Raw genomic sequence first — 15792 nt, forward strand, 5'->3', positions numbered from 1 at the left:
GCAGACTATTCGCGCGTACTTTGCGCCAAAATGTTTATCCCACCCTAATCTTCGTCATGGGACAAAAAACCAACAGCAGCCATTGGCATATCTTCAAAACACAATGCGACCAGACTAGAACAACAAGACGAAAAATTCAACTGACCATCCCCTAGCAACGTACCGATTTTCGCATCCTAGCGCCCGGACGCGTGTTATAATTCAAAGTGTTAACGCGGTCTGGAGGGTGCTGCCAGACGGATTCCAATTCATCTCAGCTTGGACGGGCTTTCTGCCCTTTATTCACCACAAAGCTGGCGCCACCCGGCGAGAGCAGCGGCGCGGTTAAGCTTGACATTGGTTCTAGAGTAGAGGCCGCGCTCCGAGTTGAAGAGTTCAAACACATAGGCGTGGACGGGTGCGAATTCCTGTAAACGTCGCAATCGCCGGAAGCGCTGCATTGGCTCCTCCCAACGCCGAAATGGCAGGTGTGAATTCTCCGCTCGAACGGCGTGCCCCCATCGGGTGGTCCGGTCTAATTGTTAGTGCGTCGTGGGCCTCTGGTCCATTGGAACGATGCTTTCTGGTGCAGGCGGGCGATAGCCAAATGAACTGTGCGGCCTGACGGTGTTGTAGTGAATGCGACATTGCACGATCAGGATCTGGGTCTCTCGCAAGCTATAGCAGATTTCAGCGTTCAGAAACTCGTCTCAGAACCCAGCATTGAAGCTTTCGCAGTATCCGTTTTTACAAGGTGAACCTGGTTCGGCATCGGTTGTTTGAGCGCCGACCGCGGTGATCCAGTCCCGCGCCTTCTGAGCAATGAACTCTGGTGTCCGTCGTCATATAAAATGGGACATCAGACTGGTCTGAGCTTAGGAGGCTCTGGCTCATCTGTAGGGTTGATTATGCAGCCTGCCTTTGATGTTGCAAGCGGCGATACTGGATTGTCTGTTTCTTGATCTTTTCCCTTTCTCTGAGAATGTCTTTGTCCCGTCCGAAGTAGACGTCTGCCGGAGTGACGTTGTTCAGGCTCTCGTGATAGCGGTGGTTTGTTGATTTCCGCTGAGAAGTGACCCGGTAGCCCCCTAAGTTTCCACTGAGAATTGACCCATGTGAACACGTTGCCCTGACGGATTCGGTCGGGGAGATTTGGAGTGATCGACATGGGATTTTTGAGTGTTATCCGACGCTGGGCATTGCGTGACAAAATGCCAATCCGCGAGATTTCAAGGCGCACCGGCCTGTCTCGCAACACCATCAGAAAGTACCTACGCGAGGGCGCGGTTGAGCCGAAGTTCAAGACGCCATCTCGTCCAAGCAAGTTGGATCCGTATGCGGATCGGTTGTCGGCCTGGTTGCTGGCGCAGACGCGGAAGCCACGCAAGGAACGTCGAACCGTGAAGCAAATGCATGCTGACTTGGTCAAGCTTGGCTATGATGGGTCGTACGGTCGCGTGGCGGCCTTTGCCCGAGCTTGGCGTGCCGATCGGCATCGAGCGGAACAAACGACCGGGCGCGGAACCTTTGTGCCCTTGGTGTTTCAACCCGGCGAGGCATTCCAGTTCGACTGGAGCGAAGACTGGGCCAATATCGGTGGCGAGCGGGTCAAGCTGCAGGTCGCCCATATCAAGTTGTCACACAGCCGGGCGTTCCTGGTGCGGGCCTACCCGCTGCAAACACATGAGATGCTATTCGACGCCCACTGGCACGCGTTCCGCGTCTTCGGCGGCGTGCCCGGTCGCGGGATCTACGACAACATGAAGACGGCCGTAGATCGTGTTGGCAAAGGCAAGCAGCGCGATATCAACGCACGTTTCAAGGCCATGGCCAGCCACTATGTGTTTGAGCCTGAGTTCTGCAACCCGGCAGCCGGTTGGGAGAAGGGACAGGTGGAGAAGAACGTTCAGGACGCTCGGAATCGCCTATGGCAGGTCATGCCTGTCTTCGGCGATCTGAATGAGCTGAACCAATGGCTTGAGGATCGTTGCATCGCCTTATGGGCAGAGACACCACACAAGGCTTTGCCTGGTTCTATCGCCGATGTCTGGGAAGCCGAGAAGCCCACGCTCATGGTACTGCCCCCGGCCTTCGATGGGTTTGTGGAGCACAGCAAGCGGGTGTCGCCCACCTGCCTGATCACCTTCGAACGCAATCGCTACAGCGTCCCGGCCAGCTTTGCGAACCGCCGCGTCAGCCTGCATGTCTATCCGGATCGGCTGGTTGTGGTGGCCGAAGGCCATACCGTTTGCGCCCATGACCGCATCATCGAGCGATCTCACCACAAACCAGGCAGGGTGATCTATGATTGGCGTCATTATCTTGCTGTTATCCAACGCAAACCCGGCGCCCTGCGCAATGGTGCGCCGTTCGTCGAGATGCCGGACGCCTTCCGCCGTCTGCAGGATCATATGTTGCGCAAGGAGGGCGGTGACCGCGAGATGGTCGATATCTTATCCCTGGTTCTGCACCATGACGAAGACGCCGTTCTGTGTGCTGTAGAACTCGCGCTGGAAGCAGGCGTGCCCACCAAGACGCATGTCCTGAACCTGCTTCACAGGCCAATCGATAAGAAGCAGACAGACTTGCCAGAGGTCGATCCGCCAGAGGCTCTGGCCCTGGACACAGCGCCAAAGGCCAATGTCGATCGCTATGATGATCTGAGACAGGCCGGGGAGAAGCGCCATGCGTCATGATCCTGCAGGCGCTTCGGTCGTGATCATGCTCCGCAGCCTGAAGTTGCATGACATGGCGCAAGCCGTTGACGATCTCGTTGCCCAGGGCGCACCGGCGTTCGAAGCGGCAACGCCAATGTTGTCCCAACTTCTCAAGGCGGAAATGGCCGAACGGGAAGTCCGGTCCATTGCCTACCAAACTAAGGTGGCGCGCTTCCCGTCCTACAAGGACCTCGCAGGCTTTGACTTCAAGTCCAGCGAGATCAACGAGGCCAGCGTTCGGCAGTTGCACCGTGGCGAGTTCATGGAGAACGCGGAAAACGTCGTCCTGATCGGTGGCCCCGGCACGGGCAAAAGCCACATCGCCACAGCTCTCGGCGTCCAGGCCATCGAGCATCACAGATGCAAGGTGCGCTTCTACTCGACGGTGGAACTCGTCAACTCCCTGGAGCAGGAAAAGGCGCTCGGAAAGGCCGGCAAACTGGCCGAGATGCTGACCAAGATCGACTTGGTCATCCTCGACGAACTCGGCTATCTGCCGTTCAGTTCATCCGGCGGCGCGCTGTTGTTCCACCTCCTCAGCAAACTCTACGAACGCACCAGTGTGGTCATCACCACCAACCTCAGCTTCTCAGAGTGGGCCCAGGTCTTCGGCGACGCAAAAATGACCACAGCGCTTCTCGACAGGCTCACACACCGCTGCCACATCCTGGAAACCGGCAACGACAGCTACCGCTACAAAGCCAGCTCAGAAGCCGCAAAAAAAAAGAGAAAGGAGACACCCGCATTGACCACAACATGACCGCTGAGACATAAACGAAGGTGGGTCAGTTCTCGGTGAAAATACCGGGTCACTTCTCAGCGGAAATCAACAGCTAGGGAAATGACAGGCTAACCCACTGTTTTCGCTTGTGCAAACGCCCTGAGATTCGGGCGAAAAACGTCAGTTTCAGCAGAATTCCCTGTAAATCAACCCTTATCAGGGAATCCACTTACCAAACCCCACCGGCCAAATTGACCCTTTGAGACTTTCGAGAATGTTCAGGGAAATACCACGCCACAGTGCGTCTCTGTTCGAAACCCACTCCCGCAACCGACGGGAATCACGGCACTATTCGAAACCAATTCTGCAGGGATTACTGAGACAGGGGTCGGTGGCGGAGGAGGTGGGATTCGAACCCACGGAGGGCGTTAACCCTCGTCGGTTTTCAAGACCGGTGCATTCGACCACTCTGCCACTCCTCCGACGCGACATGACTAATCGCGCGAATGCCCATGTGCAAGACGTGACGGGGTGATTTTTTGCCGATTGCACCCGCCGGACTTTTATTGCTTTGCACATGGGGCTAAACTCTGCGCAAACAAACACGGTCCGGCCCGCGCGCATCGCGGTGTCGGGATCATCTGCGGCAACGACCGCTGACAGGCAAGGGACAAGACATGGCACTCATCCGCACTCCAATCGGACCGGGACGGCGCGGCGCATCCGTCGCCGCATTGCTTCTCGTGATGTCGCTCGGTGCCTGCACCGACGGCGAGGATTTTGCGCTGTTCGGGAACAAGGAACCCACCGCGCCCACCACTGCCGGACAAACAACCAAGCTGGTGGAACGCGATGTCGAAGCCCCCGAGGTCTTTTCCAAGACCGAGGCCGGCCTCTGGGACGGGCGCCCGTCGCTGGGCGGGGTCTGGGCGGCGCACCCGGACGTGGCCGACCCGGAACGGGTCATCATCCGCAACCAGGCCAACGGCAAGTTCGTGATCGGCGCACTGTTCCGCCGCGAACGGGAAATCCCCGGACCGCGCATCCAGGTCTCATCTGACGCCGCCGAGGCGCTTGGCATGCTCGCCGGTCAGCCCGTCGAACTGAATGTCACTGCGCTGCGGCGCGAGGAAGTGCCCGAGGATCCCCCAGCCACCGCCGAGGCGACATCCGAAGTCACCGAACCTGCTCAGGTCGAAGAGGCCCCGCTCGAACCGATTGCAGCGGCGACGGCGGCCATTGCCGCCGCCGAGGCCGAAGAAACCAAGCCGACACCGCCCGCGGCCCAGTCCGAGGTTGCCCCCAAACCGCAATCCTCGTCGCTCAAGAAACCCTATGTGCAGATCGGCATCTTCTCGGTCGAGGCCAACGCCAAGACCGCCGCCGACCAGATGCGCACCGCCGGGCTTGAGCCGCAGATCAAGAAAACCACGTCCGGAAGCAAGACCTTCTGGCGCGTGCTGGTCGGACCGGCAACATCCAAATCCGGCCTGAACGCGATGATCAAGAAAGTGCACGGCACCGGCTTTACCGACGCCTATGCCGTGACCAACTGACGGAGACGCTGAATGCCCCGGCTTTTTGCCACCCTACTGGCCCTCGTGCTTGTGCTGATGCTGCCGCTGTCGGCGGCCCGCGCCTTTGAAACCCGCGCGACGGCGGCCTTTGTCATGGACCAGTCCACCGGGACCGTGCTCATGGCCAAGAATGCCGACACCGCGCTGCCGCCGGCTTCGATGTCCAAGCTGATGACACTCTACATGGCGTTCGAGGCGATCCGCGACGGGCGCCTGTCGACCGAAGAACGCCTGCCCGTGTCCAATCACGCGATGAGCTATGGCGGCTCGACCATGTTTTTGGACACGACCGACCGGGTCAAGGTGATCGACCTTCTGCGTGGGATCATCGTGCTTTCTGGCAATGACGCCTGTGCCGTGATCGCCGAAACACTGAGCCCGGACGGGACCGAAGCCGGGTTCGCCCGCCTGATGACCCGCAAGGCGCGCCAGATGGGCATGACAAACTCGACCTTTGCCAACTCCAATGGATGGCCCGCGCCCGGACATCGCATGTCGATGCGCGATCTGGTGCTGCTGGCCAACCGCCTGATCAGCGACTTCCCCGACTTCTACCCGATGTTCGCGGAAACCGAGTTCAAGTTTGACGGCCGCGCGCCCCAGAACACCCGCAACCGCAACCCGCTTCTGAAGCTCAACATCGGCGCCGACGGTCTCAAGACCGGTCACACATCCGAAGCAGGGTATGGTCTTGTCGGGTCCGCCGTGCAGGGCGGACGCCGCGTGATCTTTGCCATTTCCGGCCTCGAGAGTACCGCCGCCCGTGCCGAAGTGTCCGAACAGATCGTCAACTGGGCTTTCCGCCAGTTCTCGCAATCCACCATCGTCAAGGCCGGTGAGCGCGTGGCCGAGGCGGATGTCTGGATGGGCAGCCTGCCCCGCGTCGGTCTCGTCCCGACCGAGGACATCACCGTGCTGCTGCCGGTCCTCGCCCAAAACAAGGTACAGGCCGAAGTGGTCTATCAGGGGCCGGTCAACGCGCCGATCACCAAGGGGCAGGAACTGGCCCAACTGGTGCTCAAACCAGAAGAACTGCCCGAGATCCGTGTGCCTCTCGTGGCCGAAAGCGATATTTCCGAAGGGGGCTTTGCCGTGCGCCTGCGCACCGCGACCAACGTCTTGATGGGCCAGCTCGGGCTGACCCCGGCGGGGGCGCTTTGAAACACGCCGCCTGCTTTATCACTTTCGAGGGCATCGACGGGTCCGGCAAGTCGACACAGGCCCGCCGTCTGGCCGATGCCCTGCGCGCCGAAGGCTATGACGTTGTCCTGACCCGCGAACCCGGCGGCTCTCCGGGGGCCGAGGAAATCCGCTCCCTCGTGCTCGAAGGCGACCCAGACCGCTGGTCCGCTGAAACCGAGATCCTGCTTTTCACGGCGGCCCGCCGCGATCATCTCGAACGCACGATCCTGCCCGCGCTGGCGCAGGGCAAGGTGGTGATCTGCGACCGCTTTGCCGATTCAACCCGCATGTATCAGGGCCTGTCGCGCGGCGATCTGCGCGGCATTGTCGACCAGCTGCACGCCCTCATGATCGGGCGCGAACCCGACCTGACATTGCTGATCGACATGGACCCGGCCCTTGGCCTCACCCGCGCCAAGGCCCGCCAGACTTCCGAGGAGCGGTTCGAGGATTTCGGGCAGGCGCTTCAAGAACAGATGCGCCGCGGTTTTCTCAACCTCGCCAATGAATTTTCCGACCGTTTCCGCGTCATCGATGGCGGGCGCAGCCCCGAAGAGGTTGCCCTAGACGTCACCCGCATCGCGCTGGAGCATCTGGCGTGAGCGAAGAGGCCCTCCCAGAAGCCGATCGCGTCCCCGGCGCGCCGCATCCTCGCGAGACCTTGCGCCTTTTCGGACAGGACGCCGCCCAGCGCGATTTCCTGCAGGCTCTGAACGCAGACCGTCTGCACCACGGCTGGCTGATCACCGGCCCGCTTGGCGTGGGCAAGGCGACGCTGGCTTGGCAGATCGCCCGCTTTCTGCTGGCCACGGCGGGCGAGGCCGATGGCGGCCTGTTCGGCGGCCCGCCCCAATATGACAGCCTGCAGGTCGATCCCGACCACCCCGTCGCCCGCCGCATCGCCGCGCGCTCCGAACCGGGGCTGTTCTCGATCACCCGCACCGTGAACGAAAAAACCGGACGCCTGCGGGATCAGATCGTGATCGACGACATTCGCGGCCTGACGCATTTCCTGCACATGTCCTCTGCCGAGGGCGGGCGCCGCGTCGTGATCGTGGATGCCGCTGACGACATGAACATGAACGCCGCCAACGGCCTTCTGAAAATGCTCGAAGAGCCCCCCGCGCGCACCACGCTTCTCCTGATCTCGCACCAGCCCTCGCGCCTCTTGCCCACGATCCGCTCGCGCTGCCGCGAACTGCGCCTGCACCCGCTTTTGCCCGAGGACATGCATGCCGCGCTGCAACAGGCCGGGCTCGAAGTCGAGGAAACCCCGGCCCTGGCCGAGCTTTCCGCCGGGTCCGTGGGCGAAGCCTTGCGCCTTGTCCGCCTTGGCGGGCTGGAAATGTACCAGCATCTCGTCGCCCTCTTCTCCACCATGCCCGGCTTTGACCGCCAACAGGCGCTCAAACTCGCCGAAGCCGCCGCCCAGCGCGGTGCCGCCGACAAGTTCGAACTGCTCCTGACCCTGATCGACATCTTCGTGACCCGCCTCGCGCGCACCGGCGCCACCGGACAGCCGCCTCTGGTCGAGGCTGCCCCGGGCGAGGCCGCCCTGCTCTCCCGTCTGGCCCCCAACGCCCACAAAGCGCGCGAATGGGCCGTCGCGGCACAGGAAATCACCGATCGCAGCCGCCACGGTCAGGCGGTGAACCTTGACCCTGCCGCGCTGGTGCTTGATACGGTTTTCAGGATTCAGAAAACTGCCAGCGCATGAGCGATATGACCGACCTGCCCGAAATCACCGACAGCCATTGCCATCTCGACTTCCCCGACTTCGAGGGGCAACTGGACGAGATCGTCGCCCGCGCGGGCCGGGCCGGCGTCACCCGCATGGTCACGATATGCACCCGCTTGCGCCTCGAACCGCAGGTGCGCGCCATTGCCGAAGCGCATGCGCCCGTCTTCTACGCCGCAGGCACCCACCCGATGAGCGCCGCCGACGAACCGCTGGCCACGCTCGACGAACTGGTTGCACTTGCCAAGCATCCGAAATTCGTCGGCATCGGCGAAACCGGGCTTGATTACCACTACACTGCCGAAAGCAAGGACATCCAACAGACCTCTCTGCGCGTACACGTCGAAGCGGCGCGTGAAACCGGCCTGCCGCTGATCATTCACAGCCGCGACGCAGACGAAGACATGGCCCGCATCCTGACCGAAGAATTCCACAACGGCGCCTATTCATGCGTCATGCATTGCTACAGCTCCGGCGCAGAGCTGGCGCGCCAGATGCTCGACCTAGGCTTTTACCTCTCCATGTCCGGCATCGCCGCCTTTCCCCGCTCCCAAGAGGTGCGCGATATCTTTGCCGCCGCGCCGGTCGAGCGCATCCTTGTCGAAACCGACGCGCCCTACCTCGCGCCGCCCCCGTTCCGCGGCAAGCGCAACGAACCCGCCTATGTCGAGAAAACCGCCCGCGTCGGCGCCGAGGTGTTCGGCATGGACTACGCCGAGTTCGCGGCCCAGACACAGGCCAATTTCGACCGCCTGTTCTCCAAGGCCCAGCTCAAGGCCAAAGCCGCATGAGCGCCCGTCTGACCTTCACCATCTTGGGCTGCGGCAGCTCGGGCGGCGTCCCCCGTCTTGGCGGGCACTGGGGCGATTGCGACCCCGAGAACCCACGCAACCGCCGCACCCGCTGCTCCCTGCTGGTCGAGCGTGAAAACAATGACGGCAAGACGACCGTCCTGATCGACACCTCGCCCGACATGCGCCACCAGCTTCTGCGCGAAGAGGTCGGCGCGCTTGACGCCGTGCTCTACACCCATTCCCATGCCGACCACGTGCACGGCATCGACGATCTGCGCATGATCGTCTTCAACATGCGCAAACGCATCCCGGTCTGGGCCGACGGCCCGACACAGGACGCGCTTTATTCCCGCTTCGGCTATGCTTTCGTGCAGCCCGAGGATTCGCCCTATCCGCCGATCCTCGACATGCACACGATCAAGGGCGACGTGACCGTCTCGGGCGCCGGAGGCGACATCACCTTCACTCCGATCGAAGTCAATCACGGCAGCATCGACGCGCTCGCCTTCCGTGTCGGCGGGCTGGTCTACATGCCCGACGTGGCCGACATCCCCGACGATGCCTGGGACGCCCTGCAGAACATGGATTGCTTCATCCTCGACACCCTGCGCCGCACGCCCCACCCGACACACGCGCATTTCGAAAAGTCGCTGCAATGGATCGACCGCACCGCTCCCCGGCGCGCCGTGCTGACCAACATGCATATCGACCTCGACTATGCCACGGTCGACGCCGAAACCCCCGCCCACATCACACCGGCTTATGACGGCATGCAAATCACCTACGATGTCTGAACGGCTGCGCATATGCAGACGCTGATCTCGGTCATCCTGCCGGTCTTTGTGGTGATCGGCGCGGGCTATGTCGCCACTTGGCGCGGCTACTTCACGCATAATCACGTCGACGGGCTGATGCGCTATGCCACCGGCATTGCCGTACCCGTCCTGCTGTTCCGCGCGATCTCTTCGCTGGATCTGGCCGCCGAATACAACCTGCCCATGATGGGCAGCTTCTATGCCGGGGCTTTCCTGTGCTTTCTCGCCGGGATGCTGGGGGCACGTTATTTCTTTGGCCGCGACTGGGAAGACGCCACCGCCATCGGCTTCATCTGCCTCTTCTCCAACTCCCTGCTCCTCGGCCTAGCCATCACCGAACAGGCGTATGGCCCCGACGCACTCACCGGCAACTATGCCATCGTCTCGATCCACGCACCCTTCTGCTATGGGCTGGGCATCACCGTCATGGAAATCCTGCGCGCCCGTGGCGGCAGTCGCCGCGCCATCGTGCCCAAGGTGCTCAAGGCGATGTTTTCCAACGCGCTGATCCTCGGGATCGGTCTGGGCTTCATCGTCAACCTTGGCCATATCCCTGTGCCCGACGCCATCACTTCGGCGGTCAACCTCATCGCCGCCTCGGCCCTGCCCGCCGCGCTCTTTGGCATGGGCGGCGTCCTGTTCCGTTACCGCCCCGAAGGCGACATGCGCGTGATCCTATTTGCCTGCGCCATCGCGCTTGGCCTGCACCCGCTGATCACATGGACACTGGGTACACTCTCCGGCCTTGACCGCGACAGCTTTCGCTCCGCCGTGCTCACCGCCACCATGGCCCCCGGCGTCAACGCCTATCTCTTTGCCAACATGTATGGCCGCGCCCAGCGTGTCGCCGCTTCAAGCGTGCTGATTGCCACCGGCGCCTCGGTCTTCACCATCTGGCTCTGGCTTTTCGTGATCCCCTAAGGCAGACGCCCGACACACAACACCGTGACTTGAACCCCCTGCACCCGAGGTCCATATTCCTTGCCTCGCGCAAAGGAGCCAACGCCATGACCATCGCCCCCATCCGTGTCGACATTATCTCTGACGTTGTCTGCCCGTGGTGCATCGTCGGCTATCGCCAACTGATCGCCGCCAGCGAGAAAGCCGGCGTGCCGGTTGAAACCTACTGGCACCCGTTCGAACTCAACCCGGACATGGTCCCCGAAGGCGAAAACACCGGCGAACACATCGCCCGCAAATACGGCAGCACCCCCGAACAATCCGCAAGCGCCCGTGCGCATCTCACGCAACTGGGCGCCGACCTTGGTTTCACCTTTGCCTTCACCCCCGAGAGCCGCATCTACAACACGTTCAACGCCCATCAACTGCTGCACTGGGCCTCGGACATGGGAAAAACTCAGGACCTCAAGCTCGCGCTATTTGACGCCTATTTCACCGACGGCAAAGACGTGTCCGATCCCGAAATCCTGATTGCCGTAGCCGAAGCCGTCGGCCTTGACGGCGACGAAGCCCGCGCGGTTCTGAACGATCAGCGCTTTGCCCACACCGTGCGCGACAAGGAAGCTTTCTGGACTTCGCGCGGAGTGAGCGGCGTCCCGACGATGATCTTTGATGCGCGACAGGCCACTTCGGGCGCGCAGGGCGTCGATACTTTCACGCAGGTGCTGACCCAGATGGCCGCGCAACCGCGGCAGGTCAGCCAATAAACTTCGGCCAAAACACCAAAGGGCGGCCTCAGCCGCCCTTGATCCGTTGCATCAGGTAGACTTCGGCCCCCTCGGGCACGGCGCTGTGGTGATCCGTGACCAGTTCGTCATCAATCACCACTGAAACGCCCGCCTCAAGGATCGGCTCAAGCCCCGGATAGGCGCCTGCAAGCGCCTCCAGAAGCCCGCCCACCGTTGCGGCCTCGACCGAGACCACCCGCGCCCCGTCCGTGAACCGGGTCAGGCTGGACCACAGATGAACGGAAACCGCCCCGCTCATTCCTTGGCCTTGAGTGCCGCCAGAACCGCAGGGGGCGACATCGGCAGGCTGCGCAGGCGCACGCCCACCGCGTCATGGATCGCGTTGGCAATCGCAGGCAGCGGCGGCGTGATCCCGGTCTCCCCGACCCCGCGCACCCCGTATGGGTGGCCCGGATTGGGCACCTCAACGATCACCGTGTCGATCATCGGCAGGTCCGACGCCACCGGGATCCGGTAATCCAGGAACACCGTGTTCTGCAACCGCCCGTCTTCGCCATAGATATAGGCCTCATTGAGCGCCCAGCCGATGCCCTGCACCGCGCCGCCCTGATACTGGCCTTCCACATAGGCCGGGTGAATCGCCCGCCCGGCATCCTGCACCACGAGATAGCGCAGAATGGTCGTGCGCCCGGTCTCCGGGTCCACTTCGACATCCACCACATGGGTGCCAAAGCTCGCGCCCACACCTTCGGGCACCGATTCATGATGCCCGGCGATCGGCCCGCCGGTCGAACTCATCTTGGCGGCGATCTCGGCAATGGTCATCGGCGGGAATTTCCCGGCATTCGGCCCGGCGGGTTGCGCCGCGCCATCGACCCATTCCACGGCCTCGGGTTCAATGCCCCACTTGGCCGCGGCCCGGCGACACATCTCGCCAATCGCCTGCTCTGCGGCCATCACCGCCGCCTTGCCGCTGGCAAAGGTCGCACGGCTTCCGTGGGTGGGCTCGTTCACGCCCAGCGCACCGGTCTCGACCACGTTTACCCGCACGTCTTCATAGTCGATGCCCAGCGTTTCCGCCGTCATCAGCGCAATCGACGCCCGGCTCCCGCCGATATCCGGCGTGCCCACGGAAACCTGCGCCGTGCCATCCTCGGAAATCGCCAGCGAAACCGACGTGTCGCCGCTATGGTTGAACCAATAGCCACTGGCCATGCCGCGCCCCTGGTTCGGCCCCAGTTCGGCCAACAGGTTCGGGTGCGCCTTCGTGGCCTGCAACACTTCTTCCAGCCCGATCGAACCGAATTTCGGCCCATAGCTGGCCTTGTCCCCTTCGTGCACCGCGTTTTTCAGACGCACTTCCAGCGGATCAAGCCCCAGCTCACGGCACATCTCGTCAACAAGGCTCTCCACCGCAAAGGCCCCCATCGGGGACCCCGGCGCGCGATAGGCCGCCGCGCGCGGGCGGTTGGCCAGAACGTCATAGCCGATATGTTCCACCGCCGGCATCTTGTAGGCGGCAAAGCCACACATCAGCGCGAAATCCACCGGCGCGCCCGGAAAAGCCCCGCCCTGCATGCGGAACTCGGCCCGCCCGGCGGTGATCTGTCCATCCTTGGTCATGCCGATCTTCACGTCCATCGACGCCGACGCCGTCGGCCCCGTCGCGCGCAGCACTTCGGAACGGGTCATCACAACCTTCACCGGACGCCCGCCTGCCTTCTTGCTCAGCGCCAGCGAAAGCGGCTCCATGAAGATCGTCGTCTTGCCGCCAAAACCGCCACCGATTTCGGACGGGGTCACGCGAAGCTGCGCCGGATCAAGTCCCAGCACATCGCAACACATCTTGCGAATGAACCAGTGGCCCTGCGTACAGACCCACATCTCGCCCCGGCCGTCTTCGCCCATCTGCCCCATGCAGGCATGCGGCTCGATATAGCCCTGGTGCGTGGCTTCGGTCTTATAGGTCTTTTCCATGACCAGATCGGCCTCGCCAAACCCGGCCTCGACGTCCCCGTGACCAAATTCCATGTACCGCACCACGTTGGGCGGCATGCCTTCGGGCACGCTCGCATCCGCCGCGCCTTCGCGGATCACCGGCGCGTCCGGCTTGATCGCGTCATCCACGTCAATCACATGCGGCAGCACCTCGTACTCGACCTCGATCAGCCGCACCGCATCCTGCGCCACGAAAGCCGACGTCGCCGCCACGGCGGCCACCGCATGCCCATCATAAAGCGCGCGCTCCCCTGCCATGGTGTTTTCCTGCAGGTTCCACGCCTCGCCGGTCAGCCCCTCTGGGAAATCGGCGCGCGTGATCACCGCCTTCACCCCGTCCAGCGCCTCTGCTTTCGAGGTGTCGATCCTGACGATCCGCGCATGCGCATGCGGGCTGCGCACCACCGCCGCCCAAAGCATCCCCGGCGCCGAGATATCCGCACCATAGCGCGCACGCCCCGTCACCTTGTCGAGCCCGTCCGGGCGGTCCGGCCGTGTGCCAACCAGTCTGAATTCTGTGAGTCCGTCCTTCGCCATCACGCAGCCTCCCCACGCAGTTCCGCCGCCGCATCCATCACGGCGCGGATGATCTTGTCATAGCCGGTGCACCGGCACAGGTTGCCCGCCAGCCAATAGCGGACCTCTTCCTCGGTCGGGTTCTGGTTCTGATCCAGAAGCGCCTTGGCCGCCACAAGGAAGCCCGGCGTGCAGAACCCGCATTGCAGCGCCGCATGTTCAATGAACTTGCGCTGCAACGGATGCAGTTCCTTTTCGTCGGCCATGCCCTCGATCGTGCCGATCTCGCGGCCCTCGGCCTCGACCCCCAGCACGAGACAGGAACACACAAGCGTTCCGTCAAGCGTCACCGAACAGGCACCGCAATCGCCGGTGCCACAGCCTTCCTTGGTTCCGGTCAGGCCAAGATTGTCGCGCAGGCAATCCAGCAGGCTGGCGCGCGGGTCGGCCAGAAACTCAACCGTGTCCCCGTTTACCTTCGTCGTCACGTGGGTCTTGCTCATGTCTCAGGCTCCTTTCGCGCGCGTATACGCGATCTTCGCGGCGCGCTGTGCCAGCACGCCCGCCACATCCGTGCGGAACGCCACCGTCCCGCGTTTGTCGTCAATCGGGTTGCAGGCGGCGCTTGCCGCCTTGGCCAGCGCCTCCAGCGCCGCGTCGTCCAGCGTCGTGCCAATGATGGCCTCGGCCGCCTCAGGCACCAGAACCACGGTCGGCGCCACCGCGCCCAGCGCCACACGCGCCGCCGTCACGGTATCGCCCTCAAGCGTCAGGCTGACGGCACAGCCCACCACCGCAATATCCATCTCGGTGCGCGGAATGAAGCGCAGGTAGGCATCGCCGCCATTCTGCCCGCGCGGCGGCAACAGGATCGCCGAAATCAGCTCCCCCTGCCCCAGCGTCGTTTTGCCCGGTCCCGCCGGGATGTCCTCAACCGATGCAGTACGCGTGCCGTCCGGTCCGGTGATCTCCACCGTCGCCCCGGCCGCCACCAGCCCCGGCACCGAATCCGCTGCCGGCGAGCCGTTGCACAGGTTCCCGGTCAGCGTCGCGCGCCCCTGCACCTGGGTCGAACCGACAAGCTCCATCCCCTCGACCACACCGGGCCAATCCGCCACCAGCGCGGCATGCGCGCCCAGTTGAATGCCCGGCACAGCGACGCCGATCCGCCAACCGCCATCCTCGGTCTGTTGGATGTCGGCCACCCCGGGTATCCCCTTGAGGTCGATCAGATCGTCCGGGAGCACCATACCGGCGCGCATCTGCACCAGCACATCGGTGCCACCAGCGAGAAACCGGGTGACTCCGGTGGTCGACGCCGCAAGCCGCGCGGCGTCTTCGAATGTCGACGGCGAATGATAATGCATATGACCTTCCTTCCTGGCGTTCCGTCAGGGGCCCGCGCCCCCGCGAAAAAGCATAGGGCGCGCAATTCCGCGCGCCTTTGTCCTAGTCTTGCGCCTGCAGCCCGTGCGGATCAAGCGCTGTTTTCATTCATGGAGCCGGCACAGCCTGCCCCATGTTCCTGACCTCGGGTCAACAAGATGGCCGGGGATACCGGCCCCGCCAACGCCCCTGATCGCGACACTACACACAGGCCTCCGCCTGCGGCGCCACGCGCCCTGCCGCTCCGACTCCCTTATCAGGGGGGCACATAACCACACGCACGGCATGCACGGCGAAACGCGCGTTGTTGGCTGATACTCTTACATGTTTGCGCTCTCGGGTTCGGGCAACAGCGACACATTTTTGCCGACAACCGACCCGAACTGCAAAACCGGAACAGCCCTGAACAGAACACACGCACCGCACACGCCAAACGCCTGTTGCATCGGCCCGCTGGATTGGGTTGTCAGAAGATTTTCGGCGTCTGTGCCAAGGCAGGAACCCGGCATTGCCCGGGCGTTGCTATGGGCAAGGACCCAATGGTGCGGTCGAGAAGACTCGAACTTCCACTCCGGTTAAGGAACAGCGACCTCAACGCTGCGCGTCTACCAATTCCGCCACGACCGCACATGCCCTGGTGGGTGAGGGGCGTATAGACGAGCCGGATTGGGATGTGAAGAGGCAAATGCGCCCTAATCGAAACTTTTGATGAAAGCCCGT

Annotated in this window: 14 protein-coding genes, 2 tRNA genes and 3 pseudogenes; 10 read left to right on the forward strand and 9 right to left on the reverse strand. The window is 62.8% G+C overall.

Annotated features, from left to right (window positions below; genetic code table 11):
* Positions 1-278: 278 nt before the first annotated feature.
* From ACS3QZ_RS10665 to ACS3QZ_RS10675, 3 pseudogenes are all read right to left on the reverse strand, one after another.
* Positions 279-509, reverse strand: a pseudogene (locus ACS3QZ_RS10665) (IS6 family transposase); the annotation flags it as partial.
* A gap of 12 nt (positions 510-521) precedes the next feature.
* Positions 522-812: pseudogene (locus ACS3QZ_RS10670) on the reverse strand (integrase core domain-containing protein); the annotation flags it as partial.
* A 73-nt stretch (positions 813-885) separates the two neighbouring features.
* Positions 886-1032, reverse strand: a pseudogene (locus tag ACS3QZ_RS10675) (IS3 family transposase); the annotation flags it as partial.
* A 113-nt stretch (positions 1033-1145) separates the two neighbouring features.
* Between ACS3QZ_RS10675 and istA the strand changes: the two are divergent.
* Entirely contained in the window at positions 1146-2675 is a 1530-nt protein-coding gene (gene istA, locus ACS3QZ_RS10680) for an IS21 family transposase (RefSeq protein WP_456035996.1), read from the forward strand.
* A complete protein-coding gene (istB, locus tag ACS3QZ_RS10685) occupies positions 2665-3456 on the forward strand; it encodes an IS21-like element helper ATPase IstB (RefSeq protein ID WP_456037809.1) in 792 nt (263 codons plus the stop codon). The genes istA and istB overlap by 11 nt, the downstream gene beginning before the upstream one ends.
* Before the next feature lie 353 nt (positions 3457-3809).
* Here istB and ACS3QZ_RS10690 read toward each other — a convergent pair.
* Positions 3810-3899 (reverse strand) — tRNA-Ser (locus ACS3QZ_RS10690).
* 195 nt (positions 3900-4094) lie between these two features.
* Between ACS3QZ_RS10690 and ACS3QZ_RS10695 the strand changes: the two genes are divergently transcribed.
* The 8 genes from ACS3QZ_RS10695 (at position 4095) to ACS3QZ_RS10730 (ending at position 11190) form a co-directional block, all read left to right on the forward strand.
* On the forward strand, positions 4095-4973 hold the full coding sequence (locus ACS3QZ_RS10695; protein ID WP_456037810.1) for an SPOR domain-containing protein: 879 nt from the start codon (positions 4095-4097) through the stop codon (positions 4971-4973).
* A 12-nt stretch (positions 4974-4985) separates the two neighbouring features.
* Positions 4986-6155, forward strand: coding sequence for a D-alanyl-D-alanine carboxypeptidase family protein (locus tag ACS3QZ_RS10700; protein ID WP_456037811.1), 1170 nt, complete (start codon positions 4986-4988; stop codon positions 6153-6155).
* Positions 6152-6778 (forward strand): dTMP kinase, encoded by a 627-nt coding sequence (gene tmk / locus ACS3QZ_RS10705; RefSeq protein ID WP_093090918.1) that lies wholly within the window; start codon positions 6152-6154, stop codon positions 6776-6778. Before ACS3QZ_RS10700 ends, tmk begins: the two co-directional genes overlap by 4 nt.
* Positions 6775-7893, forward strand: coding sequence for a DNA polymerase III subunit delta' (locus ACS3QZ_RS10710; protein ID WP_456037812.1), 1119 nt, complete (start codon positions 6775-6777; stop codon positions 7891-7893). Before tmk ends, ACS3QZ_RS10710 begins: the two co-directional genes overlap by 4 nt.
* Positions 7894-7898: 5 nt before the next feature.
* A complete protein-coding gene (locus ACS3QZ_RS10715; RefSeq protein WP_456039331.1) occupies positions 7899-8705 on the forward strand; it encodes a TatD family hydrolase in 807 nt (268 codons plus the stop codon).
* The gene (locus ACS3QZ_RS10720) at positions 8702-9502 is read left to right on the forward strand and encodes an MBL fold metallo-hydrolase (protein WP_456037813.1); all 801 of its coding nucleotides are present in this window, start codon (positions 8702-8704) and stop codon (positions 9500-9502) included. Before ACS3QZ_RS10715 ends, ACS3QZ_RS10720 begins: the two co-directional genes overlap by 4 nt.
* A 12-nt stretch (positions 9503-9514) precedes the next feature.
* The gene (locus ACS3QZ_RS10725; RefSeq protein ID WP_093090924.1) at positions 9515-10444 is read left to right on the forward strand and encodes an AEC family transporter; all 930 of its coding nucleotides are present in this window, start codon (positions 9515-9517) and stop codon (positions 10442-10444) included.
* An 86-nt stretch (positions 10445-10530) separates the two neighbouring features.
* Positions 10531-11190 (forward strand): DsbA family oxidoreductase, encoded by a 660-nt coding sequence (locus ACS3QZ_RS10730; protein WP_456037814.1) that lies wholly within the window; start codon positions 10531-10533, stop codon positions 11188-11190.
* Positions 11191-11218: 28 nt separating this feature from the next.
* Here the strand turns inward: ACS3QZ_RS10730 and ACS3QZ_RS10735 are convergent, their stop codons facing one another.
* From ACS3QZ_RS10735 to ACS3QZ_RS10755, 5 genes are all read right to left on the reverse strand, one after another.
* Complete coding sequence (locus tag ACS3QZ_RS10735) at positions 11219-11470, reverse strand: MoaD/ThiS family protein (protein ID WP_456037815.1); 252 nt, start codon at positions 11468-11470, stop codon at positions 11219-11221.
* Positions 11467-13707 (reverse strand): xanthine dehydrogenase family protein molybdopterin-binding subunit, encoded by a 2241-nt coding sequence (locus ACS3QZ_RS10740; RefSeq protein ID WP_456037816.1) that lies wholly within the window; start codon positions 13705-13707, stop codon positions 11467-11469. Before ACS3QZ_RS10740 ends, ACS3QZ_RS10735 begins: the two co-directional genes overlap by 4 nt.
* Positions 13707-14189 (reverse strand): (2Fe-2S)-binding protein, encoded by a 483-nt coding sequence (locus ACS3QZ_RS10745; RefSeq protein WP_456037817.1) that lies wholly within the window; start codon positions 14187-14189, stop codon positions 13707-13709. Before ACS3QZ_RS10745 ends, ACS3QZ_RS10740 begins: the two co-directional genes overlap by 1 nt.
* A gap of 3 nt (positions 14190-14192) precedes the next feature.
* Positions 14193-15053, reverse strand: coding sequence for an FAD binding domain-containing protein (locus ACS3QZ_RS10750; RefSeq protein ID WP_456037818.1), 861 nt, complete (start codon positions 15051-15053; stop codon positions 14193-14195).
* Positions 15054-15612: 559 nt separating this feature from the next.
* Positions 15613-15699: transfer RNA gene (locus ACS3QZ_RS10755), tRNA-Leu, on the reverse strand.
* Between the last annotated feature and the right edge of the window lie 93 nt (positions 15700-15792).

This window comes from Shimia sp. W99 (assembly GCF_053851455.3).